Here is a 24,132-nt window from a genome sequence, read left to right as displayed (position 1 = left end):
TCAGGAATTTATGGCACAGCGCTTCAATTCTACTTATTGTGTACTAAATGTATTCGTATATTTAGTTGCGTGCTAGTCCCCGTAGCTATTCCGCTTTATTTTTCCTGGTTAGTTTCATTCTATCTTTTTCATCTACCTCTATAGTGTGCTCTACATGCACAGCTTGTAGGTTCTATCCGCGATCAGAAAGATGTCCCCCGGTTCCAAAAGGTACTCTTTATACGGGGCAATCAGTTCCCCCTTAAGCCACGTGCCGTTGCGGGAACCGAGATCCTTAATACTACAGCCCTCTTTGCGCACCATCAGTTCGACATGCGCTCGCGATACGCCCACTGCCCGCTCGATATACCCGGCAACCTCTTCAGAGCGGCCTATCACAAGGCTACCCGGCTTCAAAGCGATTGTATCCGGCCTATGCGCCTGCTCTCCCTCCGCACCATATCTCTCAAGACGATAAAACCCTGTTGGCGATGGTATTTGGGGCGGAATATCCATACGACTAAGCAGCACGGTTGCAGATTGGGATATCGGCTTACCCATTGCTGGAAGCGAGTTGGAAGAACTCACAGTTACTCCACTCTGATCCATGGCTAGACCCTGGGCTTGCGCTAAGGATATTGAATTCGGCATGACCGGAGAGGATTCCAACTCATCCTTTTGTTGCCCCAGGTTGATCATCTCCGACCATACAGGCATCTGTCCGGATCTATCCTGACTAGCATCTTGCGTCCGTGTGCCGTCTTCATCTGCTATGTCCCGCCTCCCCCATCCTCCATTCCAAGGCTCCTTCCAGTTATCAGGTTCATCTGCAGCTGCCGCTTCTCCCCCGGAAGAACGACGGCTTAAGCGACTAATGACTTCAGATATATTTTCATTCACCGGATCGAACCAACCCTTGCGCACAAACAGCAATACGACAATTAGGATAAGCGTAATACCAATACAAGCATAAAGCCCCCATGAGCTAGGATCATCCAAATAGATAAATTTCCAACAGAACCCTACAACCAGCAAAGCACCAAGTGCATAATAAGTAAATTTGCTGTTTTTTTTGACCGGTTCACGCTCATCATCCGGATTAATTGTAGGTGGATTCCACATTTCTGCCAATGATGACTCTAAATCGGAATCTGCCCGGGCTTGTTCATTCCCGTTGCGCTTCATCCCGCCGGCCTTTACAGATTCATGGGGCTGTACAAACTTTGGTCTATCATGGGGTTTCATCGGGATGGATTGTTCCGTTGGCTGAACGTATTCTCTAATCATGACCGATGAATCTGCCCGGCGCCGCCTGGTGTCAGCTGCCCTAATCAGGTCTACGTCCTTGGCCTCTGATCGATACCCTCCCAACAGATCAAGCAGCATCGTTTTCAGCGCTGATGTAGAGAACAGCTCATTCCCGCAGAAGCTGACGATTCTTTGAATTCCGCTGCCCTCAACTGCGGTTACGCTGCTCAAAATACGGGTAATCAGCGTTAACAATGAAAGACCCAGGCTCTCCTGAGCAGCCGTCGATTCGCATGTAGGAACATAGGTTAAGCACAACATCGCTGAAGCAAGCGGTTCTTCAACGAATATATATTCCTCATTTATGATGAAATTGGAGGGAGACAGCATATACTGATGGCTATCGTCCAGGATTGTGACAATTTGCAGCAGCAGTCTATAGAACTCCTGTGCGCTCAGCTTGTCATTCTTTAAGCATTGGGACAACATACGCTTCCCGGTAATTTCATAATGAAGATTAACTTCAAAATCGATTTCGCGAAGGTCAACCGGAAGCAAGCCGGGAATTTCCACTGAGGCTAACATTGTATGCTGAACGCGATTAATATCCTTCGATTGCAGCCCGCCTTCAGCCTTCAAAATCATATAGGTACCGCCATTCCTCATGAAATCAACTTTAAATGCCGGCATCAAATCCTCCCTCCTTCCTAAGAAAATGTCATAATCGCATATAAGGCTCCCGGGAGAACCGCCAGCATGAACGGCATCTGCAATTGCTTCCTAGCCCCGGCCTGAACCGGGCTTAAGCTGTGCAAAATCAGAATTCCGAACAAGCTATGCATGACATTGCGAATACGTATAATAAATTCTTGCCGGAGGAGCAGCAGAATCATTCCAAGCACCCCCGCAGCTAAAATGGAATACATGAGAATGGATAGAGTCAGGCTCACGCCAAGCCACGCCCCGATTGCTCCAAATAGCTTGACATCTCCTCCTCCTACGGCCCTAAGCAAATACATCAGGAACATCAGTCCAAGGCCGGCCGCAGCCCCTTTCATAGCAAATAGAATCCCTTCGATCCCCCCGGTCGCCGCATGATACACCAGACCGATCATGAACCCGCTAAGCGTGATCTTATTAGGTATCTTCATCGATCTAATATCTGTAATAAATGCCGCAATCAACATAACCAGACACCCCCAATATTCCAATGTCATAGCCGTAGGTCCCCCTCGTCACAAATCTTGATTATCAGTCCGTAATCGAGCCGGTATATGGCCTGGTTCACTTATTATTTGCGGGGGCTCTCAACATCGAACTGAGCTGTTGTCTTCACCCCGTCCTCCGTCTCAATAATAAAAGTCCATGTGCCGGGTGTTGTATTACCACCCACCAGCCAATTCCATTCCACTCTGCCATTCTCATCCGCCGTTGCTTCCCCTAAATATTTGGCCTGACTTACACCACTCTTGTAGTACACCGTAAGTTTTGCCGTAGTTCCCGGTTTGATCAAAGCCGCGACCAAGGCTCGGTGCCCGGCGTAAGCTGGCTCCGGCTTAGATAAAATTACTGCAGGCTGGCCTTCACCCTCCGTTCCGTCCCCAACTCCTTGACCAAGCTCATCGGTATCTCCAATCCATAAACGCTCCATAGCCTTCGCTTGCAGTCTGACCGATTCGTCTGTAAATGGCATGCGAATCGGTAATTCATAGCTGATCTCCAGGCCAAAGTAAGGAGTTCGGCCACTTTTGAAATCAGGCACGATTACACGATTCACATGCAGCCTCTCCTCGTTTAGCTTCGCATCTGCCAAAAAAGGATGAAGCAGGGGCCCGATTACGGCATCCAGAGCAGCCTCTATAGCATTGTTCTTCAGGTTCTGCAAAGGCTCGTCCCCTTTATGGACAGCGGCCTTAATCCATTCAGAGAGCGGCTCTGGCAGAGCCTCGGCATACTGCCCGGCCCATTCCTCCAACGACAGATTTGGCAGCCTCCAGTCCGATCCCGACTCACTGTTCGCCGCGTTGACCCCTTCCTCATTCGGAATAGCAGAGACCGCCAATGCCACCGGATATATATGAGAGGACACCTGTTTGACCGCATTTGATGCTACTATCTGCATTTGATTAGAGATCACTGTCATCTGAATCATGTAAATAAAGAAAAACATAACGATGATAAATACAGGCATGACCATAGCAGCTTCGAGGACAATGCTGCCTCGAGCATCCTTGCAGCCGCTCGGAGGAGACTCTATCAAATCAGTAGGAGAAGTCCGCTTGTTTATCAACATAATATCGACTTCCTTCCACTCTTCCTTTCAAGGTCCCGGAAGCTCCCAATGTCTTTGCTACTCCCGGCAGAAACCATAGCGGCATCGAGATACTTACTCCTCCTTTTAAATAAGTTGCGCGCTGTTCTACTGAAACTCCGGTATTCCTCCGAATTAACGCCAGCATCCGCGACAGCCTTTGCTCACTCGAGCCATGCATTAGCAGGAAGATGCGCAAATGATCTCTATAGGTCAGCTTCACCTTCATAAAATCACTAAGCTGAATACTTCCTTCCTTGGTTAGCATCAGCATATCTTTTACAGCATGTTCCACCCCGTACAGCAAGGCAGCGGCAAGAATTAGTAGCGGATTACCTTTGTTCAAATTTTTCAGCAGTCCTTCCATTGTCCGAATTGCCAGTCGTAGCGTGAAAATCTCTCCATAGGCAGCAGCGATATTGCCCACCGGATTATGGAATCCGTACAATATGTATTCAACCTCCTGCTTCCCGGGCATGAATGAATCTCCTATTGTGTCAATCACCCCTGGCCCTCCACCGCTGAGCAATTCGTCTAACGTTCCGATATTGAATAGCGAAAAGTACTGTACAGCATATTCTCCCTGAAAAGCAGCATCGGTCATGGATTGCAGTACGTGAGATAGTTCTCCAAAGAAAATATCCATACCGCCCATTGCTTCAGCACCGGCATCGGCCGGGTCGTCACCCGGACCCATCACCGCTACCTCTCTCGCTGAAAAAGATTGATTAAACTCTAAATTGTCGTTGTATAAGGTCTCAAGCTCATCGAATTGCTTCTGTGCATCTTTGAGCTTATCCTTGAGTGCGGAAATTTTGCCGATCAATCCCTTGGCATCCCGTAGCGCCGTCTCAGCCTGATGCTCGATCGACTTGCGCTCCTGATCAGAGGCACGGTGCTGCTCAAGCTGTCTTTGGTTATCCTCCAGAACATTGCTGCTGCCTGCTGCCACGTATTTACGCAAATAAGCGCCAGTCGAGCGGTCAAGGCTATCTACGGCTGAATACAATGATGAATCTGAGATGGAAGCTGACAGGACGGAGCTTTCTATGCCTAGGAAGAAGCCTGCCCCGGCATAAAATGAAGTAAAATCAGCCTCTTGTTGCCTGATATCTCCCTCCAGATCTGCCAGCAGTTCGGCAGATAGCAGAAGCGAACCGCTCTGATCGCGAATAGCGGCGATCTCTTGATCAGCTGCGATTGCCTCATTATTGCCTAGACCTTCATGCGCTGCAACCTCATTGTAACCATCAAGTACGGAACGTTTTTCCGCCTCATCAATAGTCCTTTTCATCTGATTATTTATTGCGATAACCTCTTGGAGCAGCTTCCTCGCTTCAGGAAGCAGTACTGCATGGCGCTCTGAAGATTTCTGCCTACTGCGCTCCAAGCTGCTGAATACCCCCGAGGCCCTCGACTGGTACATTTGAATTTCATAGGAGTATTGCCGCTTCTCGGGTTCCCTTAACATATCTTCGTTATATTTAGCCGCAAAATCTGCATATTCCCCGGCAATAGATGAAACCGTTATACCAACGCCACTTGAGCCCGCAGAAACGCCTGAACGAGGGATAATCGCTGCCGTTTCCGTCACGGTCTGTGCCGCAGCCCGCTGTTTCTCCAGTATTTCATCCAGCTTGGCTTCCCGCTGATCATACAACTTCTGCAGTTTACTCAGCAGGTCGACGGTATTCGAAGCCTCTTTCATTACCTTCGACATCGGCTTGAAGCGATTTATAATTTCTATCGAAAAATCTATCGGCGCCTTATATTTCATTTCTTCACGAATCTGTTGTTCGAATACTTCATAGGTTCCTAAGGGCCGCAGCAGTTCAACCATCGATGAATCAAGCTTTGCGTTCATTAGCGGAATAACATCGCTTCGCTTCGATATATCCATCTGCTCCTGCAACACCTTGGACATTATATAATTCGCATCAGTATGCCCGAAGGCAAACAGACCGTACTGCTCTACCAGCTGCGGGTCATAGGAAGACAGGACCGACCTTGATGCAGAATGAGCCATCATCTCCGCCTTAGTCTGCAGCGCCGCCATTCTTGTAAAATCAATAAATATGGAGACAAATGCAAATACCGAAGCAAAAATAACAACCAGAAACACGGTAACTGCTCCGCTCTCCGCACGATATCGCTGCTTTTTATGCACCCTGCTTCCCCCTCTTTCAGAAGTGTAATCACCCGGTCTTCTCTCATCCTTCATCAACTGGCCGATCAATGCCTATTTCTTGCTGTCCTGAGCTAAGGCTGCTCTCCCTGTTTGCCGAATAACATCAACGCTTTGCCCGCTTCCTTTTGATCCATCTTATCCGCACCGCTGCCTTTGAATTTAGCCCCGTAGTATCTGGCCAAATCCACTGTCCGGATCCATTCCGCCGGTTCGACTACATAAGAGACGGCCCATCCGGATTGCGTCACATCACCGACCACCCGTTCCAAAGGGACAAGCGGGATCAGTCTGTCCAAGCTTACCTTGACTTTGCGAAGCAGCAGTTTGTTCTCATATTGCATTCTGCCGTGGACCGCCGTCGGAATCGTCGCACCGGTTGTCGCAAGCTTCTTCAGTGATAAGGATCCGCTTCCATCCCCTATCGGTTCGGACGGAAGAGACAAATCCGAAGTAGGCAAATCACTGGACCAGCCAAATATCGACTGCAGCACGCCATCATCTTTAAGCCGCCAATAGAGCGAATCATACTTTCCAGTCTCGTAGACGCCCGTCAGAGGCTTGCGATAGCTGTTATCCCATGAATACGCACTTCGTTCAGCCGCGATCGCTGCAGCTTGTCCAAGGGCCGCGTTCTGATATAAATACAAACAGAAGAACAGCAAGATTAAAATCGCTACAAATATGGAGGGGAAAATGAGAGATGATTCGAGAATAAAGCTCCCCTTCTGATCGCGTATCAGCCTTTTCATAACGGCTTAAGGCTCATCGTCCATAAACTTCTCGGTTTTGCTCTTCGCTTTGCCAAGCAAACTCTCCAAAAGCTCTTTTAATTGCTTGCGGAAGATAATCGCCAAAATAACGATGACAGCAATGATCAAAATCATCTCCAGCATTCCCAAACCATCCTCGTCGTGAGAGAACGCCTTAATCCGTTGTGCGAAAGTATCCAACACCATATATCCCTCCTAATAATTATTGTGTATAAAGTTCCTAATGTCCGGTATAAGTTATCAACAGAGTTGTTGAAATTCCATATCGAAAGAAAACCTGCCTCTGAATCGCGGTCGCTCAGCTTAAATTTGTCTCGATGGGGTTTCTCATCAAAAGCAGACTTTTCGAACCTGCTAAAGCTCCATAATCATTAGTGCGGGAGCTCCTACCATAACCACGATAATTAAAAACAGCAGCAGCATAGGGAATACGAGTTTTGATGAAGCCTGCTCCCCTAGCGTCTTACTGACGGCTTTGCGGCGTTCCCAAAGTGTATGAGATAAATCCATCAATGCCAGCACAAAGTCATTGCCCCCACGGCGATAATTAAGCAATACGGAGGTTACAAAAGCGGACACCTCCTGAACGCCCAATCGTTTGCTAACCCCCTCCATCGCCTGATGGAAGGAATATCCACCCCCCCATTCCCGCTGCATTCTGAACAATTCACGATAAAGCGGGTGGTGTTCCTCTCCGGTCTTTCGTTCCAGACACCGCTTGATGGCTTGCTGTACAGTTAAGCCCGCCCCAACCAGTAACACTATCTTATTCAGTAGCTCCGGCAGTTCCAGAATAATCTCCCGCTCTCGCTTAACCACTTTCTGATGTAAATCCTTGACGAGAGCCATTGGAATAAGAACGGCCAGAAAGCCAGCAAATATTATAACCGTAGAATCTCCTTCGAGAAGTAGAGAGAACGAACCGCCAACGATGAGAATAAGCCAGCCATACGAGAGCATTTCAGCCAGGAACAGCAAAGTATACTCGCCACCACGCTTATCTCCGCTAATCTTCTGCACGGAACGCTGTATTTTGAAGAAAAAAACAGGGAACCTTTGCGACACTCTCAGCTTCTCCAGCAGGAACAGCATTGGAGGAGCTATAAGCTGCAATCTCAGACCGTCCATTTTCATCTCGCGGCAGCCCTGATATTTGGGGCGCGAATTCCGGTACAGCAGCAACCAGGTCAATACCAGTACCGCGACCACTGCAACGTTATAAACCTTCATCGTAGCCTCCTAGACCCGAATATCCATAATTTTGAGCATTAGCCAGAAGCATAACGCGAATACAGTCAATGCAAGAAATGAAATGGCGAGGCCTGTGCCGCTATGCATCGGCAGCATATAATCCGGTGAAGAGAACTCCATAAATACGAGAAAAAATATCGGTGCGGCGGACATCGCCTTCGCTTCGAACCGTTTCTGAGCAATCATAACGCCGATCTCCTGACTAATCTCCAGCTTCTCGCTAATAATTGCGGAGGTGCGCCGGATCACCTCGACCAAATCCCCTCCCGAACGCTTGCAAATCGTGAAGACATCAGCAAAGTTGCTGATATCCTCCAGCCCTGCCCGTTCGCTGAAGTCAAGCAATGCTTCCTCAATCGGCTGACCGTATTCCAGACGGGTACAGATAATACCAAGCTCGATGATCATATCGCTGGAATTGCCGGGATAGAGCAGCTGCAGATCTTCAATCGCTTCACGAAATCCATTCTCTACCGAGCGGCCTGCCGCCAAGGACGAGGAGAGTGAATAGAGCGCCTGTTTGAAATGAAGTCCAAGCGTCTCCCTTCGCTTACGAAGAAGATAACCGCTCCAATATTTCGGCGCAAAAACAGCTCCACAGGCCGGTACCAGACTAATTAGCCATGAATGAAAGAAGATATATCCTATTAAGAAAAGACCAGCTCCGCCGATCAGCAATACCGATGGCTTTTGTCTCGAAGACAGTCCATAGCCGCGATAATCCGTCAATTGGGGGGCTTGTTGGACGTTGTTCTTCACTACTCCCTTTGCTGCACCGGATCGCTCCAAGCCGTTCATCGATTTGAAACCTCCTCTCATAAGTTCATCCCTTCCACCGAGATGCCGGCCATAGTCAGCTTGTCCGCATGCACTAACCGCTGTGGAGTCCGTTTCAAACGGCCGATCACTTTACCGTTCTTCTCCGCTTCTTCCTCAAACACATAAAGCGGATGCAGCACCACCTCCCCATCGCTCATCCCGCATACTTCGGATATGTCCAGAACCCGCCGCGAACGATCACGAAGCCGGCTTAAATGAACGATAATATCGATTGCCGAGGCAATCTGTTGCCTGACTACCCCCAGCGGCAAATCAGCACCGCTCAGCACCATCGTCTCCAGCCGACTGATCATATCAATAGAGGAGTTCGCGTGCCCTGTAGACAGACTCCTTTCATGTATATTGTGGTGTTGATTCCAACTCATTTTTCTATACCACAATACCCATGATGGAGACCTATCATGGGTATTATGGTATTCATATAAGATTCGACAATCTGGAAGCATCTTCAGGCATACAAAAATAGGATGCACAACTTTGTTATACCCCCGTCCTGTTATGTTTCTTTAAAATAATAATTTCTTTTCGTCATGATATTAAAAAAAGCACCCTCAGGCGCTCAGATACTATGCCACTACATATTTCTTAGATTGCTCATAAGTTGAAGAATATCTGACAGTAACAAATAAACTAATAAAAGAATCGACCTAGCAGTCTCCCAATTCTTTACCTTTTCAAACCTGCGCATCTATCCCGTCCCTAATATGTCCTTTAGGAAGAGTAGGGACAGAAAACCTATACCTTCTATAGCATTGGCCGGAATCGTGTAGGTTCTGGACATGAATCATATTCTGAGTGAAGTATGGCTCAATGCTTTTAATTTGTTATACTGCTGCCAAAATGATCTTTGCAGCTAGACTTGCCAAAGTTCCAGGTTTACCATAAAATCAACACATTACAAGCGTAATACTATTAACCAACAGGCAATCAACAACATCATTTAACTCGCCCTTATAAAATTAGCCAAACTGTCTACACAAAAATGTGCGGAGGATCAGTTAATGGGAAGAGGAAAATCAGATAGAAAGAGAAAACAAGCTTCAAAGAGAAAACAGAAAAGAAAAGCGGGTAAGATTATCAGATTTGTTTTGGCTAACTCAAAAGTAAAATACAGAGGATGTAGCAATAAATATGCGTATCAGACCAACATACACAATCTTATATATAAAGATGCTAATTTCCAAAATGTAAACTACAGGGCCTCTATCATTACAAAGTGTAATTTTCGCAATGCTAATTTGGAGGGTGTTGAATTTATATATACTAACCTTAGAGGGTCCAGCTTTAAAGGAGCTAAATTAACAGATGTCATTTTCTTTGGATGTAATTTGAAAGATGTTGACTTTGAGAAAGCATCTTTTGATAATGTTCACTTTATAAATTCAAATATAAGAGAAGCAAGAAATCTCGATCCCGATGCTAATGTAAGAATTATGTCAAAATATCCCGAATTACGGCTTGAGTTTGAATTGGCAAAGATTCTTTATGATCTTTCAAGCGATGAAAATGTCTATAAATATCACACCCTGCATGTAAATAAAAAGAAATTTAATATGTGGTTCATATCTTTGTTATTACAAGGCTATTCTCAAGCGCAACTAACTCGTGGTCTTCGAGCAATACTACGCAGAGAAAATAAAAGAGGGTTTTACACTGTTTATAGCTATAAAAAATTCTTGAAAAGCTACCTGAAAGTGTGATTAAATAAGATTGCCCTGCCTCGGAAAATGCCATACGTTGAATGAGGGCTATGGAACGTGGCAAGTATTCAGGGGGGGATGTCTATGATAAATAACTGGCTAGCATGTATTTCGTTTGTCGGATTCTTGTTGGGAGTGTTTGTCAATAACGTCCTACCTCGATTACTCGAGGTATTAAATTTGTAAATAACAAAAAAAAGCTGAGCCGGTGCTGAAAAAAATAGCATCGGCTTCATCGTATCCTGGAATCTCTCCGAAATAAAAAAGATGATGAAGAACTAAGTCATAGCAATCTGGTTATCGGTGTCATGTAACAAGTACACGCCTCTAAGGCGTACTGAAAATCTGCTAACCACGTGTGTTTTCTCAATCTAGCCCCTGAAAAGCTCCTACCGTGAACGACAATAGCACTACTCCGAACAATCCGACTGCAATTACTTCTTCCTCAAAAACTCCACCATCCCTATTCGACATATTATGTAAATCAGCTTATCATGATATTAATATTTTCAAATATTCTACAATGAATTAAGTTTCACCCTACAGAAGCAAGATAAATTAACGGACGTCGAAGATTAAACTCCGATGCCCAAGTTTTCAATTAACTCAATCCACTTTTTTTAGCAGGGTGAATAGTAGAGTGTAACAAGTTTAAGTGAAATTTAATGTTATCTATAATTCTTATAGAGTGATTTATATAATGTATCAGTTGCTCTTCTCGTTCTTCCAATTTGTCTGCCCGCTCTTTTTCTAACTGATATTCTTGTCTTAAATCGTAGTTAATCATTTCCACTTCTGCACGTTTCTCTTGTTCTTCTCTTGCGAATTCAAGCCAATATATCAATGCAGCATCAATAGGTTCTGTCTTAGCTCGTTCCATGTCCTTATTCCAGTCTCTCTGATTCATGATAAACTCCCTTCAATTTATCGTCTTCTTCTCTGGCGGATAAAGTAGTTTCTGCTTGACCAACCTTCTCAGCCACCACGGAAACTCAGTCCAGTCCGATAGACGAAGTGAGTTGCGCTGAGTGACTTTCGGTCAACATTAATTGATTCATATCTTTGACCATGTAATTTACTCGGTTCGCAATAAATTGCTTACTTGTCGCCCCTTTTTGGCATAATTGACCATAAGGGCTGTCAGGAGAGTACCGAACAATTAGAAATGATTCTGCCCACTCACCAAACTGATCTTCTGTCCAATTTTGTTCCAGAGCATAATCCACTGCCTGAAACAAGCTCCCAACATGAACCTTTTTAAGCATTTTACGTTTTTCCTTATTCCAATTTCTGAATGCTGCGTCCATATAGTCAATTTTCTGTTCAATAAGGTCCACAACACGGGCTGGAACCTCATCCAAACCGGATATAAATTTATTTAGACTGGCTCCCCCAAAATCAATATCCTGTTTTGTCGTTGAAGCAATGAATTGCCAAATTAGCTGTTCGTCCACATACCGATTGCGATCTGCCTTGGTAAAAGCAATTTTCTCGAAGAATAAATGCTGTCCCAACTCTTGTACAACTTCGCGTACAGCAGGACTCACTTTGACTCTAGTCTTCTCTGTTGATGTCAATGGAACCGACTGATTCACTCGATAAAACATCTCTTCTACTTCTTCAAAGGTACATTCTCGAAATTCTGTTACCGTGAAGTTGTATGTGAGAAACTCAAACTGCGTATCAGATGATAGTTCTTCAAATTTCTTCCCAGCAATGATTTCTCCATTGAAATCAGCAGTTCCCTTACTGAGCTTGTAGTCACCGTCAGCAAAGAAGAAGATTGATTCCCAACGTTGTCGCCCATCAATAACCCAGATGTATCCGTCTCCATTATCCCAAACGAGAATGTTTGGAATATAACGATCCCGAATTACTGAATCAACCAGATACGAACGGCGATCATTCTTCCAAACGCTATTGCGCTGAAACGGAAGATCGAAGCGAATGCGATCTCGCATATTCAAAAGGCTTTTTGTAGTACGTTGAATACTCGATCTTTTCATAATAAGTAGCCCTCCTAAAAATAAAGAACAGGACAGAAATGATCTGCCCTGCTCTCTCATATTTCAAACGCCTGATACACCGACTCATCTTCAAAAGTAGATGCTCTTACAATTCGATCTGAAAAGCCTTGCACCCCTTGTATAGACTCCCTACCAAGTAGCAGAGACAAAACTGAAAATCCCTTTTTACTCTTCAACTCATTCCACGACTGTAAGAAACGCTCGCTCACATGAGATTCGCCGTCTGTCACAAAAACAATATCTGCCTGATTAAAGCGGCTCTGTTGGATGACTTGACTTGCTACCCTAAGTGGAGGTTCAAAGCTTGTTCCTCCACCTAAAAAAATAGTGGCCAGTTGTATCATATCCTGAACGGTAATTTTCCCACGCTCATAGATTAACGGGGCAGCAGCATTCGAAGAAAATGGAATCCATGCAAAATCTCTTCTTTGCTTACGGGCAATACTCATTAAGGCAAGGGCAAACCCTTTTGAGATTGCGTCCTGGTTTGTCATACTTCCCGATTGATCCAAGCATAGAACAATCGGCCCCTTACCAAGCTGTTCAGGCCCCTTTGTTTCGTACTGAAGTGTTTGGCCCTCAACATATCGGCGCAGGAAATCCATTTTGGTCAAAGGGCTGGCATAACTGCCAAGTTCCATTGGCAATAGCTGCTCTACAGCATTGCCCTGCCGAACACCGTTACGGCTGGTCGCATCCTTATGCTTAGAACGCTGTTTACGATTGGCGATTACCTTCATGCGCCCAGCCCATTTCGCAATCTCCTTCAATTTCTTATCGTGACTCAACTTTTCTGCCAGAAGCAATTGATCCTTTAATGGAACCTTTTTTAGTTCACTATCTCCACTTCCCGCCTTGATTCCACCCAAGAGAGACTTTACATTCTCTTTGGCTTCTATGGCTTCCTGTGTAGCTTGAGACAACATTCGAGATAGAGAGTTTCCTTGCTGGTTTAGGGCTGCGGACAAAGCATCTGCTGCCTGCTGAGAAGCGCCCTGTTCTCCATTCATCAGGTTCTGTAATGCTTCAGCTAATTCTTGATCCCTCTGTGCTTGTTCTTTCACCCAACCAAGAACCGTCTCGCTGTACTTTGTTGTGCCAAGTGCAGCGGCCAGGTCATCCAGACGAGTAAATTCACGAAACTCCTGATATCCTTCGTCTGACATGACTCGTTCCATAAGTTGATGGTTCATCTCTAGCCCTTCAGGAACTTCCTCCAGCAACTCGGGCTTCATTTTAAAAAGGCATGCCCACATGTCACCCATTAAAGGTTGGAAAGTGGGAAACAAACTACTTCCCTCTTTATTAACCTTTCTGAGCTTCTCGGACATCTCTAAAAGCTGCCCAAAACGTCTCCGATCATATGAATCTGTGTTTAAAACAGAACCTTTAAGCTCCTTCATCTCCTACACTCCCAACACTTGGGATGCGATATCAGTTAACGACTTTTGGACAAGAGCAACAGCTTGCGCAACTTCCGTCCGGTTCGGATTATCCTTTTGAAGCTTTTTAAGTTCGCTGACTAAGCTCTTGAGCTTTTTCGTACTTTCTACAGCCACATCCGTTGAGTTGTTAGACTGTTCAAGACTCTTCAAGATGTCAGCTGCTTCGGCCTCAATCTCTTCCACACGCGTCTTCACAGCATCTTGGGCATGATTACGTACAATCTTCGCCACCTTATCACGCTGCTCTGGCTTTTCCCACAGGCTATGCTTGAGAATCATGAGATCCTCAAGTTCTGCATAATCTCTGCCAGCCAATACAGCTTTTGCACGAATCACGGCTAGTACTTGCTTGAATCGGCGATCAGAAGGACGAATGCCTTCATCCATCAGTTCCCTTCTGATCTTGCTTAGTGCATCAAATACCTCATCAGGAATAGTGACTGTATCACTAAAGAACTGGAGTTCAAATAGTTCATCAATGCTCATATCGGCTGTAGATGGTGCAGACCCTTTCAGCATCGAAATAAAAGATTGATCTTCACCAATGTAGTCCACTTCATATCGGAGCAAGAAACGGTCAAACAATGCTTCCAGTCCTTCACCTTCTTCGGGATATTCATTTGAACTTCCGATTAAGGACATTAAGGGAACCTGTGCCGGTGCGCCATCGTTATAGAACACTCGTTCATTGATTAGGGTCAGCAATGCATTCAAAATTGCACTGTTGGCCTTGAAAATCTCATCTAGAAATGAGGTATGGGCTTCCGGCAGCTTTCCAGCCGTATTCCGCTTGTACACGCCTTGTTCTAGTTCCTTCAACGAAACAGGGCCAAACAGTTCCTCCGGCGTGCTAAAGCGAGTCAGCAGCCATTGAAAATAATTTGCTCCAGTAATTCGTTTAGTCAGATCACTTACAAGGGCGCTCTTTCCTGTTCCGGGAGGCCCGATCAACAAAGCATGCTGACGGGCGATCATAGCTACCATGAGCCCTTCTATTACTTCTTCACGCTCAGCATATTGACTATTTAATGCCAACTGAATATCCTTAATTTTCATTTAACTACCTCCATTTATAGATATAACAAAAAGAGCCAATGCTTCTTTATAATGAAGTCATCAGCTCTTTGTTTTATAAATCCCTAGTTACTGCATAAACACTCCTGTTTTAATCAGCCATATTTGTAAGGGCATCCGTAATCTTTTCACGGATAAGTGCAATGTATGTTTTCATCTCTAGCAAATCGCCAGTAACAATCGCTTCATAATCTTTCACATTAGTTACAACTGCCTTGGCATCCTCAAGGATGGCCTTTAGCTCATTCTTCTTGAGCTGATTAGCTATCCCATTCTCGCATGCAGCGAGAGTGTCACGAAGATGATCTAAAAGCTTCCGTGTAACCATGTTTTTCATATCCATGGTGTTCATCACGGGAACCTTCTCCGCTTCCCCTTTTTCAAGAGACGACACGAATTGTACTAATGCATCCAAGTTGCCTTCAAATTGTGCTGGTATGAAGTAAACACCACCAGATGGTCTGACCGGTGTCGGTGACATACTCTTTAAAACGCTGGTAATCAACGTACGTAGTGTAGTAGAGCCGTAATTGTTTCGATAAATTTCAAACTGCAACGCAGCATTATTAACTAGTTGCTGCGCCATTGATGAAATATAGCTGGTCTCTACTGTCTCCGTTTTTCGATCTAATACCAGTGCCCCTACATCAGGAACATATTTTAATCTTCTACCTTTCGTATCCTTAGTTTCGCAAACTAAATTTCGTTGTACGAAAGTGCTGGTTGAAGCCACCTCACGGAACATGTAGTTCTCATAGACTCCAGGTGATACTTCACGCTTAAATTTTTCACTTGTGGCTCTTCTAAAAGCATCCGGGGATCGGATGTCCTTTGGCATCCAACCAGCCCCTAATCCAGAATCAACAAGCTTTTGTTTCAACTCATCTGGAGTAATCAGCATGCTGGATAGAGAATTCCAGGTTAAAAATCCAATCGCATTGTCTTTACTGGATGGAACAGCAACTACATCCTTTAAAATGGCACTCATAAGAAAAACCTCCTCATTTTAATAAAAAAGACCAATTCCTAAGAGTAAGGAACCAGTCTTGGCTTAACATTTAATTTTTGCTAATGGCCTACACCCGAAATACTTTCACATTTAAGTCAGAGATAATGGGGCTATTTTTCATTTGTTGTGTCAAATTAGCCATCTCAGCAACGAGTCGATTTCTTCCTGCATCCCGCTCCTGTATATCTTCGATCATATCTTTAGCATAGTTCATAATTACCTGCACGCTTTTCCAGTATAATTGCCCTTTTAACATCTCGACTTCTTCTATTGTGTCGTTTCTTTCATCCATGAGGTAAAATCCTTTTTCTTCAAACTGAAAAACAATATTATCGCCAATCGTAATTTCTTTATCTCGCAGCCCCCATACTTCTTCTGCAACATATGGGATGGCTTCTGAGAGCATCCGAATAAACTCATCCGCCTTTTTACACCGATATTTTTCTTGTTGTAAAAATGAAGTGAACTCGGCTTGAATACGATTCTCTTTTCTAAATAAATTGAACATATTTATTCATCCTCTCATTTTTTAATAAAAACAAAAAAAGCCGATTTTTTGCATGAATAATCCATACAAAAATCGGCTTTTAAAAAATATCAAATTTCTATAACGCCATAAAATGCGCCAATGTAAAACTTTTATCAGAGCCTTTCGGTACTCTTCTTCCCTTGTTCTCAGCACAGGAGATGTCGGGGGTAATGACTTTATCCTACTTTAATCCTCAGCTATAAAGCTTTGTAGGGGAGGTACTACTATCTCAAGTGACTCTTGTCTCCAGCAAAATTGGGAGTATGAGGTAAGAGTAATTACAGGAATATTATAGCATTCAGCTCTCAAAGATGCAATCATACGTTCGGAGCATGAATCGTTCTCTCCAAACTTTAGCAAATCGTTTCGATATTATTCAAATGTCTCAACCAAAATATTTTTGCTTTATCTTTTTTTATAAGAAATGTCTTTATATTATCTCTTTTTCGACGAGCATTTGTTTAACTACAGCGGAGAAGTCTTTATAGTGTCTGTTTATTTCTTCAATTATTTGATTAGTGTCAGTATCAGAAGAGACTGAAAGATGTCCCAGTTGATTACGCAAAGATGTATAAATTGTCTCTTTGTAATTCTTGCCCTCTCTAGTGGTAGGCTTCATCTCTATTTCAGGTTTTTTCCCCTTTATATACCTATCAATTTCCTTTTGAGTAGGACCGACGTAAATGTTCAGCAAACTATAGAGCATAACAAAACTACCAACCTTATCTTTCATCTTTAAAATATCTATAAGTACGTTATAAATGTCTGATTCGGTTCTATAGGCTTCCAGGTTCAATTTAAGCTTTTTAGTATCCTCAGAGTTATAATTACGTCTTACTGTCAATATCGAATCGAGATCAACTTTATCTTTTATAATCAAAACCTTTTCGCCAGCATCATTCGTTTTTACTTGGCTTTTCCAGTCGAGATCACGAATCTTCTCTTCAAAGGTAAAAAATATCATTTTTTCGATTTTAATGAGTTCTTTGTTAGTGGCATAAAGTGCATCTGCTTCATTTTCATAATTCGTCTCGAAAAGAAACGATATTATACTTCCGTCCGCGTGTACAGTGATATTTTTAATATTTGAATCATTACTGGGCAAAATAGTGGACGGCATCTTGAAATCTACTTTACCTTCATAAGTAATATTCATTATGTAGCCCCCTCAAACTCTAATCGCAACTAACTAGCTTCGACGTTAGAAATGGATTACTTCTTTAACGTATCAACTGTTTTAGAATACAACTAAAATCTTTACTTCAGTTTAATTCGACACTTCTCGTATATCATCACCCTCACACCCACTTATTACTTATTCTTTATAGATAGCCATACGTACTCCATTGTCGTTTTTTATATCGTGCCCTCCCTTTAGTTCAAGATATCCAGTTGTCCAGACAGAGGATCTGCACTGGTAGAATATTTTGGTAAACCAACGTATTTGACGTATTTTTCATCCAAAATCCGATAGAAGGAAATCAATGGAGTTCTAAGTCCTTGGCTATAAATTAGAGTGTTTGGTTTGTCAATTAATGAGATAATTTCTAGCTCAGCGTAAGTGATAAACTTCTCCTTGTAATCTTCGACCTTGGGATAGAACAGAGTCGAGTATACACCTTTTAGCCGCTTCTTGCATCAAACTACAATGTAATTTTGGATTTTTATTTTTGCGGATTTATTTAGTAGAGTGATAAGCGTAGTGATAATATCCGAGAAACTTGCCTCAGTATATTGATATCCCGTCAGTGTGATAATGTTAGTACCAGGCGTGCCAACTTCTCTCAGTTCATTAAGTTCGAAATACGAATCCGCCTTCTTTCCTTCTACATCCATATAACGCAGAAGCTTCCTTGCAGACATTACAACACTTTACAACTTCGACAGCAGTTGCTCCCGGTGCGTGAGACGCTATAGATCCATCAATTTCCTCCCATGTGAAAACTAAAGTCCTTGATTGTATCCCCGACAAAAAAAGGGGGGTTAAGTCAGAACTTCTCTCGCCGCTTCTATGAAAGACAACAGGATGGGTGAAAGCCACTTGTCTTTATGCCACAACATCTGTGTATACACATGCAGATCGGGAATTTGCCAGGGAAGGGCAACAAGTTCACCGCGCTCTACCTCGGCTTCCGTTACGATTTCTGGGAGAAAAGCTATACCTATTCCCGAAATGGCGCATTGTTTAATGGCTTCTGCACTTTGAAACTCTAAATACGTAATGCTGTCAATGCCCTCTTTCTCAAATGACCGGTCAAACATGGTTCTATAAGGACAGCCTTTTTCATTCGTCAGGAACACTTCTCCGTGAAAATCCTCCAGTTGCAGCTCCTTTTGCCTAGCAAGCGGGTGATCCGGAGCAGCAAACAGGCGGAAGGTTTCTTCCAGCAGCGGTTCTACGGCAAGTCCGCTCGAGCGAATGGGCTCGTCAAGCATGAAGACGATATCTGAGTTCCCCTCAAAAAGCGATTGTTTGAGCTCTTGATTGGGAACGGAGCGGAAGATCAGACGAACGCTGGGATGCTGCGAACGAAAGCGCCGAAAGACAGCAGGAAGCCGGTACGCGCAAATAACCTCATTGGCACTTATCGTCAGAGTACCGTTTAAAGACTCGTTATCATGAACAACGCTGCGTGCTTCATCCAATTTGTCCAGAACGCTCCGGGCATGAATCAAAAAACGTTTACCCGCTGCGGTGAGAACCAACTGCTTGCCCAAGCGGTCAAAGAGACGAACGTCCAGCTCCTCCTCCAAGGCTTTTATTTGCATGGTTACGTTAGAGGGTACGTAGTTCAGCACCTCTGCGGCCCGAGTGAAATTTAAGGTTGATGCAACCGTACAAAACGTATTCAGTTGACGCAGCTCCATTTATCGATCCCCCATACCTTCAAAATTATTGAATACTATTATGAATTGTGTTCACTTTCTCTGAGAGTATCACGACTCTATACTAAACACAAGAAATCACATCTGACCTTGAACATGTGGTTTCATTTTGAAGGGAGGCCTCTAGGATGGATTATGAAATTTTTAATTTGGGTGATGTCACCTTGCAATCAGGAGTGATTTTGCCGAACGCTTTTCTAGCATATAAGACTTATGGGACACTAAATGCACAAAAAGATAATGTTATCGTCTATCCGACTGCATTTGGTGACCAGCATACTCAGAATGAATGGCTGATTGGCAGCGAAATGGCCCTGGATCCGGACAAATATTTTATTATCGTTCCCAATCTACTGGGCAACGGGTTATCTTCATCTCCCAGCAACACAGCCCCTCCGTTTGACCGAGCTCATTTTCCCAAGGTAACCCTCTATGACAACGTTAGTTTCCAGCATCGGCTGGTGACCGAACAATTTGGCATTCAAAAGATCGCACTCGTAGTGGGCTGGTCCATGGGCGGCATTCAAGCCTTTCAGTGGGGGGCAAGTTACCCGGAGATGGTGGAACGAATTGCGCCTTTCGCGGGAATTGCCAAAACTTGGCCTCATACTTTTGTGGTGCTGGACAGTCTGAAGGCCGCGCTGCTGGCAGGAGTAGGCTTTGATTCAAGCAAGCTAAACCAGCTGACTTCCGAAGACATGCGCGCCGTTGGCCGGGTTTATGCCGGATGGGGACTGTCGCAGGCGTTTTATAGGGAGGAGCTGTACCGGGAGTTAGGCTTTGACTCCTTGGAGGCCTTTGTGACCGAGGTCTGGGAACATAGCTTCATGAAGATGGATCCGCATAATGTACTGGCCATGTTAGAGACAGGCCAGCATGCAGATATTAGTGCGAACCCTTCATACAACGGGGATTTTGAGAAGGCGCTTAAAAGCATTAAAGCCCTAGCCTGCATCATGCCGGGGAGCACGGACCTCTTCTGCTCAGCCGACGATAATGCATACGAAGCCAAGTTTATGCCTAATGCCGACTTTAAGCCAATTCCGTCCATCTGGGGCCATTTTGCCGGCCGTGGAATCAACAGTGCGGATAATCTGTTTATTGATGATAACCTGAAACGCTTGTTAGCCCTTAGCCCTCACGAATAAATGATCATTGACTGGGCTCTAGCTGAGGGGACTGTCTGCTGAATAACTTCCTGAAGAGCAGAGCAGTGAGCTTCGTTCCTCAGGAAGTTTGTTTGTTGCAGCTAATCGCCACCCGGAATAATCACGGCTGCTGCAGGGCCGCCAGCTGCTAAGCCTAATGCTGAACCTACTTGACGGAATAACAGACAGTTTAGAATAAGTCCCTTGGCTTAGATTTTCCTTTTTCTTCAGCCCATTCATATAAGCATCCAGCTTATATACACCACAGAGTCTTTGTCGTGTTATACTGCCCGTTCAGCACCACCGTGTGAGTCTAAAACTTAATTTCACAGTCTACAACTTATTTTTCCTAGTCTAATACTTTATTTTTCAGTCCATCATCCCGATTCCTGACCCATCATTTCACGAATTAAACCAGACCCTCCAGGCTCCTGCATTCGACAAGTTTCCGAATATGCAAAAGAAGAGCTCTCGATTCACCATTAAGGTATATCGAGAGCTCTTCTTCGCGAACATCGATGCGGTCGAGAGGACAATGGTATCAATCTAACGCAGCACTATCTTGTTCAATGCCGTTTGTATATCTTCCTTTCATACTTTTCCCAAACGGTTTAATAAAATAAACCATTCTCATAAAAACAGTTTTTCTTCAAAGAACTACCGTCAATTTCTTAGCAATCTCAGATAATTTTTGTTTTTTTAAAAAGTCCTCCATTTTCTCTTCAGCCGATACCATCACCTTCTGAACTAAACACTCTGATCCATGATTCATTTCGCAGTCGAATAAGGAGGCGGAGCCTTCAATGGCATGAATCACGTCGAGAAACGAGATTTCTTCCCAATTCCGTTTTAAGCGATATCCACCATTGGCTCCTGAAGTCGATTCAATCATTCCTGCCTTGACCAGCTTGGTAAGGATTTTGGATAAATACGTTGGAGAAACCTCTTGTCTCTCCGCCAATTGCTGTACGCCGATAAGTTTGTTCGGCGGGAATGCGGCAAGAAAGAGCATCGTATGAAGAGCATAGTTTGTCGCTTTAGAAAATTTCATAACGTGATGTTCACCTCAATTATGGACTTTATGTGCCCATAATAACTTTTTATATTGGCTTATGTCAAATATCGCCTCCCTTATTACTCCTTTATTCGTTGTAACTGGCAACACTCCAAGACCTACGATTCCACTGAACCTTTACCATATGGAACAAAGAAAGTAAGAAGAAAACCACTCGCTGCAACGAGGGCTAGTGACCAAAACGCGGCTTGAATTCCTTGATGCATATTGATCGGAAAAGAGAATGAGCTATAATCTGCGGTAATTGTCACCAGGGTGATGAGCAGTGCCCCGCCCATTGACATGCCCAATGTACGTATGGCCGTGGTCATCGGCGAAGCGTAATTCATCATCGAATTCGGCAAGCTCGCCATGGCAAAAGCAGTAATTGGGGTCATCATAAAACCGACCCCGGTCATAAGCAACGCATATAACCCTACCAACAGACCATACGGAGCGTGAATCGATAGCGCTATCGTTAATAGAGCCGTTACGGCGGCTATCCCGAAGAAGCCGATCCGAATCAAATAGCGACCGCCATAACGGTCGTAGATTTTACCCGATACCACTCCGGACACCCCCATCAGCAATGCACCTGGGAGCAGCATTAGCCCCGATTCTCTAGGCAGTAGTCCCCTGACATTTTGTGCATATATCGGGAGCAGCAGTTCCACCCCGGCCATCACAATGAACAGGACTACGCCTATAATCGATGCATAAGTAAATCTCGGGTAACGAAATACGTTGAAATCAAGCAAAGGGACGGCCAGTTTGAATTGGCGCTTCACAAACAGAAACGACAGTGCGAATCCCACGATAAGGAAGGTCAGCGCAAGCTGAATCCCTTTTCCCTGATCGCTAAGGATACTAAATCCATACAACAGACTGCCGAAGCCCAAACTTGAATAAAGAATCGATCTCCAGTCCAATTTCGCTTTATGCGTATCCCAAACGTTTTCCAAGCAATAATAGGCGACAAACAGGTTCGCGATCGCTATGGGCGCCACCCCATAGAATAAGATTCTCCAAGAATGATGTTGAATCACGAAGCCGGAAATCGTCGGCCCCAGTGCAGGGGCGAGTCCCACAATGAGACTGGCCAGTCCCATCGCTGCCCCGAGTTTTTCCTTTGGGAACACTAGGATAATCGTATTCAGGAACACCGGTACCAGCAATCCGGCGCCAATCCCCTGAATAATTCGTCCGCATAGGATCAATGTGAAGTCGACGGAGAAGCCGGCAATTAGCGTCCCTGTCGTAAAGGCCCCAGCGGATGCGAAAAACAGGGTTCTCGTCGAGTATTTTCCGATCAGGAATCCCGTCACAGGGATGACAATTCCAGAAACCAGAAGATAGACGGTGATCAGCCATTGCGCCCGATTGACCTGGATTCCAAGGTCAAGCATCATTTGTGGCAAAGCCGTGTTCAGCATGGTTTGCATGAGTTGTGCCAAAAAATTCGCGACGATTAGAGATGCGACAATGATTACAGGTTTTCTTTTCATAACGTTCCTCAATTTACTACGACCACTCCTTCTGTCTGAACCAGCCCATGAAATGTAGAATCTGTTGCGTGTAGAAATGCCATGAATATAATCATCCCTTAACAGTTTGTAGATATTACAGATATTTTTTATCCATTATACAGTTAAAGAAATTACTTATGGGGAAATTCTTGGACACCGGTGTACATGCTCTGATCCTTCAATTGAATAAGCACCTTGCCAAAACGCCCACCCTGCTGGATGACAACCTTATCCGTCGGATAGGTCCGTTCCAAATAATTGGCTATGATTTTCCTATTCTGGTCGTCCGCAGTCAAACCGAAAATTCTCAGCCATTCCATAACCTCCTGGAGCGCCGTGTCTCTAGATACTTCTGTAGATTTCATTTCCCGGGTTACGAGCGACTGATAGGAATACCCTTTGAGATACAGTAAATGGAGCAAATAAGCCATTTCCAAATGTTCCGTTTTCATGGGCTGATCAGTGACCAAAGGCCAAATCTCTTTTACCAGACTGTGCTCCCTGGAGCCGACAGACAGGCTGATATAGCAATACTGTCGTGCGCAGCTCAGCACTTTCTCCACACTGTCCCAATCGACAATAACCGGGCACATGGAGACAAATACGAAATCAAAGGCTTTTTCCCACCCCTTTGCTTGAATATCAATGTCTTCAAAAGGCTCAGCCACAATCTCTACATTCCCGTTCTTTAATCCCGTTATATTACTTTTCAATAGCTCAACTAATGGAAGACTAGGCTCCACAGAAGTAACACTAGCCCCTCTCTCCGCAAATGGCACTGTAAATCCGCCTGAGGCCGCTCCAATGTCTAATATGGAGATATCTTTAAATGTCACACCCTGACTTTCCAGCCAATTCATAATCCGTTTTGTTCTTCGCCTGCCTTCTTCGCTAAACGCCTGCTCGTTAAATGACTTTGCCCTATGGTCAAAAGTATGTGCTGGATCAATTCCAGCTTTTTTCATTTTGCTAACCGCTGTATCTGGATCATTCTTCCAAGCTGCTTCCCAAACGGCATCATTAAAAAAATCGTTCGTCATCATCCTCTTCATCCCTTTCTGTTATATGTAGCCATTACACTTATGACTTTTGAAAAAAGTCCTTCTCTCTAAGAAACTTTTTCCCCAAGAGAAGGACATGTCCACTT

21 protein-coding genes and 1 pseudogene are annotated in these 24,132 nt (G+C 44.4%); 2 read left to right on the top strand and 20 right to left on the bottom strand.

Features of this window, described 5'->3' with window-relative positions; genetic code table 11:
• Positions 1-150: 150 nt before the first annotated feature.
• From BN1360_RS11585 to BN1360_RS11545, 9 genes and pseudogenes are all read right to left on the bottom strand, one after another.
• Complete coding sequence (locus BN1360_RS11585) at positions 151-1,917, bottom strand: DUF6382 domain-containing protein (protein ID WP_068779986.1); 1,767 nt, start codon at positions 1,915-1,917, stop codon at positions 151-153.
• Positions 1,918-1,934: 17 nt separating this feature from the next.
• Positions 1,935-2,444 carry an A24 family peptidase gene (locus BN1360_RS11580; RefSeq protein WP_068779985.1) on the bottom strand — a complete coding sequence of 170 codons (510 nt, stop codon included), beginning with the start codon at positions 2,442-2,444 and terminating at the stop codon, positions 1,935-1,937.
• A 74-nt stretch (positions 2,445-2,518) separates the two neighbouring features.
• The gene (locus BN1360_RS11575; protein ID WP_068780028.1) at positions 2,519-3,520 is read right to left on the bottom strand and encodes a TadE/TadG family type IV pilus assembly protein; all 1,002 of its coding nucleotides are present in this window, start codon (positions 3,518-3,520) and stop codon (positions 2,519-2,521) included.
• Complete coding sequence (locus BN1360_RS11570) at positions 3,489-5,705, bottom strand: hypothetical protein (RefSeq protein WP_068779984.1); 2,217 nt, start codon at positions 5,703-5,705, stop codon at positions 3,489-3,491. The genes BN1360_RS11575 and BN1360_RS11570 overlap by 32 nt, the downstream gene beginning before the upstream one ends.
• 92 nt (positions 5,706-5,797) lie before the next feature.
• Positions 5,798-6,475, bottom strand: coding sequence for a TadE/TadG family type IV pilus assembly protein (locus tag BN1360_RS11565; protein ID WP_068779983.1), 678 nt, complete (start codon positions 6,473-6,475; stop codon positions 5,798-5,800).
• 6 nt (positions 6,476-6,481) lie between these two features.
• Entirely contained in the window at positions 6,482-6,682 is a 201-nt protein-coding gene (locus BN1360_RS11560; RefSeq protein ID WP_068779982.1) for a Flp1 family type IVb pilin, read from the bottom strand.
• 168 nt (positions 6,683-6,850) lie between these two features.
• Positions 6,851-7,726, bottom strand: coding sequence for a type II secretion system F family protein (locus BN1360_RS11555; RefSeq protein WP_068779981.1), 876 nt, complete (start codon positions 7,724-7,726; stop codon positions 6,851-6,853).
• Between the two features lie 9 nt (positions 7,727-7,735).
• Entirely contained in the window at positions 7,736-8,545 is an 810-nt protein-coding gene (locus BN1360_RS11550) for a type II secretion system F family protein (protein ID WP_068779980.1), read from the bottom strand.
• A gap of 17 nt (positions 8,546-8,562) precedes the next feature.
• A pseudogene (locus BN1360_RS11545) lies at positions 8,563-8,925 on the bottom strand (CpaF family protein); the annotation flags it as partial.
• A gap of 663 nt (positions 8,926-9,588) precedes the next feature.
• Between BN1360_RS11545 and BN1360_RS11540 the strand changes: the two are divergent.
• Positions 9,589-10,287, top strand: a complete 699-nt coding sequence (locus BN1360_RS11540; protein WP_068779978.1) for a pentapeptide repeat-containing protein — start codon at positions 9,589-9,591, stop codon at positions 10,285-10,287.
• A gap of 601 nt (positions 10,288-10,888) precedes the next feature.
• Here the strand turns inward: BN1360_RS11540 and BN1360_RS11535 are convergent.
• From BN1360_RS11535 to BN1360_RS11500, 8 genes are all read right to left on the bottom strand, one after another.
• Positions 10,889-11,194 (bottom strand): hypothetical protein, encoded by a 306-nt coding sequence (locus BN1360_RS11535; protein WP_068779977.1) that lies wholly within the window; start codon positions 11,192-11,194, stop codon positions 10,889-10,891.
• Positions 11,195-11,279: 85 nt separating this feature from the next.
• The gene (locus tag BN1360_RS11530) at positions 11,280-12,293 is read right to left on the bottom strand and encodes a DUF262 domain-containing protein (RefSeq protein WP_068779976.1); all 1,014 of its coding nucleotides are present in this window, start codon (positions 12,291-12,293) and stop codon (positions 11,280-11,282) included.
• Between the two features lie 56 nt (positions 12,294-12,349).
• Positions 12,350-13,717, bottom strand: coding sequence for a vWA domain-containing protein (locus BN1360_RS11525; protein ID WP_069188332.1), 1,368 nt, complete (start codon positions 13,715-13,717; stop codon positions 12,350-12,352).
• A 3-nt stretch (positions 13,718-13,720) separates the two neighbouring features.
• The gene (locus BN1360_RS11520) at positions 13,721-14,815 is read right to left on the bottom strand and encodes an AAA family ATPase (RefSeq protein WP_068779975.1); all 1,095 of its coding nucleotides are present in this window, start codon (positions 14,813-14,815) and stop codon (positions 13,721-13,723) included.
• 109 nt (positions 14,816-14,924) lie between these two features.
• Positions 14,925-15,821 (bottom strand): DUF6744 family protein, encoded by an 897-nt coding sequence (locus BN1360_RS11515; RefSeq protein WP_068779974.1) that lies wholly within the window; start codon positions 15,819-15,821, stop codon positions 14,925-14,927.
• An 88-nt stretch (positions 15,822-15,909) separates the two neighbouring features.
• Positions 15,910-16,350, bottom strand: coding sequence for a hypothetical protein (locus BN1360_RS11510; protein ID WP_068779973.1), 441 nt, complete (start codon positions 16,348-16,350; stop codon positions 15,910-15,912).
• A 451-nt stretch (positions 16,351-16,801) separates the two neighbouring features.
• Positions 16,802-17,527, bottom strand: coding sequence for a hypothetical protein (locus BN1360_RS11505; RefSeq protein WP_068779972.1), 726 nt, complete (start codon positions 17,525-17,527; stop codon positions 16,802-16,804).
• Positions 17,528-18,354: 827 nt separating this feature from the next.
• Positions 18,355-19,239 carry a LysR family transcriptional regulator gene (locus BN1360_RS11500; RefSeq protein WP_028537996.1) on the bottom strand — a complete coding sequence of 295 codons (885 nt, stop codon included), beginning with the start codon at positions 19,237-19,239 and terminating at the stop codon, positions 18,355-18,357.
• A gap of 146 nt (positions 19,240-19,385) precedes the next feature.
• On the opposite strand from BN1360_RS11500, the gene BN1360_RS11495 reads away from it, so the two are divergent.
• A complete protein-coding gene (locus BN1360_RS11495; RefSeq protein ID WP_068779970.1) occupies positions 19,386-20,405 on the top strand; it encodes an alpha/beta fold hydrolase in 1,020 nt (339 codons plus the stop codon).
• A 649-nt stretch (positions 20,406-21,054) separates the two neighbouring features.
• On the opposite strand, the gene BN1360_RS11490 is transcribed toward BN1360_RS11495, so the two are convergent.
• The 3 genes from BN1360_RS11490 to BN1360_RS11480 form a co-directional block, all read right to left on the bottom strand.
• The gene (locus tag BN1360_RS11490; RefSeq protein WP_068779969.1) at positions 21,055-21,456 is read right to left on the bottom strand and encodes an Rrf2 family transcriptional regulator; all 402 of its coding nucleotides are present in this window, start codon (positions 21,454-21,456) and stop codon (positions 21,055-21,057) included.
• A gap of 122 nt (positions 21,457-21,578) precedes the next feature.
• Positions 21,579-22,964, bottom strand: coding sequence for a DHA2 family efflux MFS transporter permease subunit (locus BN1360_RS11485; protein WP_068779968.1), 1,386 nt, complete (start codon positions 22,962-22,964; stop codon positions 21,579-21,581).
• A gap of 152 nt (positions 22,965-23,116) precedes the next feature.
• The gene (locus BN1360_RS11480; RefSeq protein WP_028537997.1) at positions 23,117-24,025 is read right to left on the bottom strand and encodes a class I SAM-dependent methyltransferase; all 909 of its coding nucleotides are present in this window, start codon (positions 24,023-24,025) and stop codon (positions 23,117-23,119) included.
• Between the last annotated feature and the right edge of the window lie 107 nt (positions 24,026-24,132).

It is taken from the genome of Paenibacillus sp. GM2, from assembly GCF_900069005.2.
Lineage (GTDB): Bacteria > Bacillota > Bacilli > Paenibacillales > Paenibacillaceae > Fontibacillus.
This window is presented reverse-complemented; position numbering and strand designations above follow the sequence as displayed.

Coding starts and splice junctions, on each gene's coding strand:
- BN1360_RS11585 (WP_068779986.1), bottom strand. CDS start 1,917: ATGCCGGCATTTAAAGTTGATTTCATGAGGAATGGCGGTACCTATATG.
- BN1360_RS11580 (WP_068779985.1), bottom strand. CDS start 2,444: ATGACATTGGAATATTGGGGGTGTCTGGTTATGTTGATTGCGGCATTT.
- BN1360_RS11575 (WP_068780028.1), bottom strand. CDS start 3,520: ATGTTGATAAACAAGCGGACTTCTCCTACTGATTTGATAGAGTCTCCT.
- BN1360_RS11565 (WP_068779983.1), bottom strand. CDS start 6,475: ATGAAAAGGCTGATACGCGATCAGAAGGGGAGCTTTATTCTCGAATCA.
- BN1360_RS11560 (WP_068779982.1), bottom strand. CDS start 6,682: ATGGTGTTGGATACTTTCGCACAACGGATTAAGGCGTTCTCTCACGAC.
- BN1360_RS11555 (WP_068779981.1), bottom strand. CDS start 7,726: ATGAAGGTTTATAACGTTGCAGTGGTCGCGGTACTGGTATTGACCTGG.
- BN1360_RS11550 (WP_068779980.1), bottom strand. CDS start 8,545: ATGAACGGCTTGGAGCGATCCGGTGCAGCAAAGGGAGTAGTGAAGAAC.
- BN1360_RS11540 (WP_068779978.1), top strand. CDS start 9,589: ATGGGAAGAGGAAAATCAGATAGAAAGAGAAAACAAGCTTCAAAGAGA.
- BN1360_RS11535 (WP_068779977.1), bottom strand. CDS start 11,194: ATGAATCAGAGAGACTGGAATAAGGACATGGAACGAGCTAAGACAGAA.
- BN1360_RS11530 (WP_068779976.1), bottom strand. CDS start 12,293: ATGAAAAGATCGAGTATTCAACGTACTACAAAAAGCCTTTTGAATATG.
- BN1360_RS11525 (WP_069188332.1), bottom strand. CDS start 13,717: ATGAAGGAGCTTAAAGGTTCTGTTTTAAACACAGATTCATATGATCGG.
- BN1360_RS11520 (WP_068779975.1), bottom strand. CDS start 14,815: ATGAAAATTAAGGATATTCAGTTGGCATTAAATAGTCAATATGCTGAG.
- BN1360_RS11515 (WP_068779974.1), bottom strand. CDS start 15,821: ATGAGTGCCATTTTAAAGGATGTAGTTGCTGTTCCATCCAGTAAAGAC.
- BN1360_RS11510 (WP_068779973.1), bottom strand. CDS start 16,350: ATGTTCAATTTATTTAGAAAAGAGAATCGTATTCAAGCCGAGTTCACT.
- BN1360_RS11505 (WP_068779972.1), bottom strand. CDS start 17,527: ATGAATATTACTTATGAAGGTAAAGTAGATTTCAAGATGCCGTCCACT.
- BN1360_RS11500 (WP_028537996.1), bottom strand. CDS start 19,239: ATGGAGCTGCGTCAACTGAATACGTTTTGTACGGTTGCATCAACCTTA.
- BN1360_RS11495 (WP_068779970.1), top strand. CDS start 19,386: ATGGATTATGAAATTTTTAATTTGGGTGATGTCACCTTGCAATCAGGA.
- BN1360_RS11490 (WP_068779969.1), bottom strand. CDS start 21,456: ATGAAATTTTCTAAAGCGACAAACTATGCTCTTCATACGATGCTCTTT.
- BN1360_RS11485 (WP_068779968.1), bottom strand. CDS start 22,964: ATGAAAAGAAAACCTGTAATCATTGTCGCATCTCTAATCGTCGCGAAT.
- BN1360_RS11480 (WP_028537997.1), bottom strand. CDS start 24,025: ATGACGAACGATTTTTTTAATGATGCCGTTTGGGAAGCAGCTTGGAAG.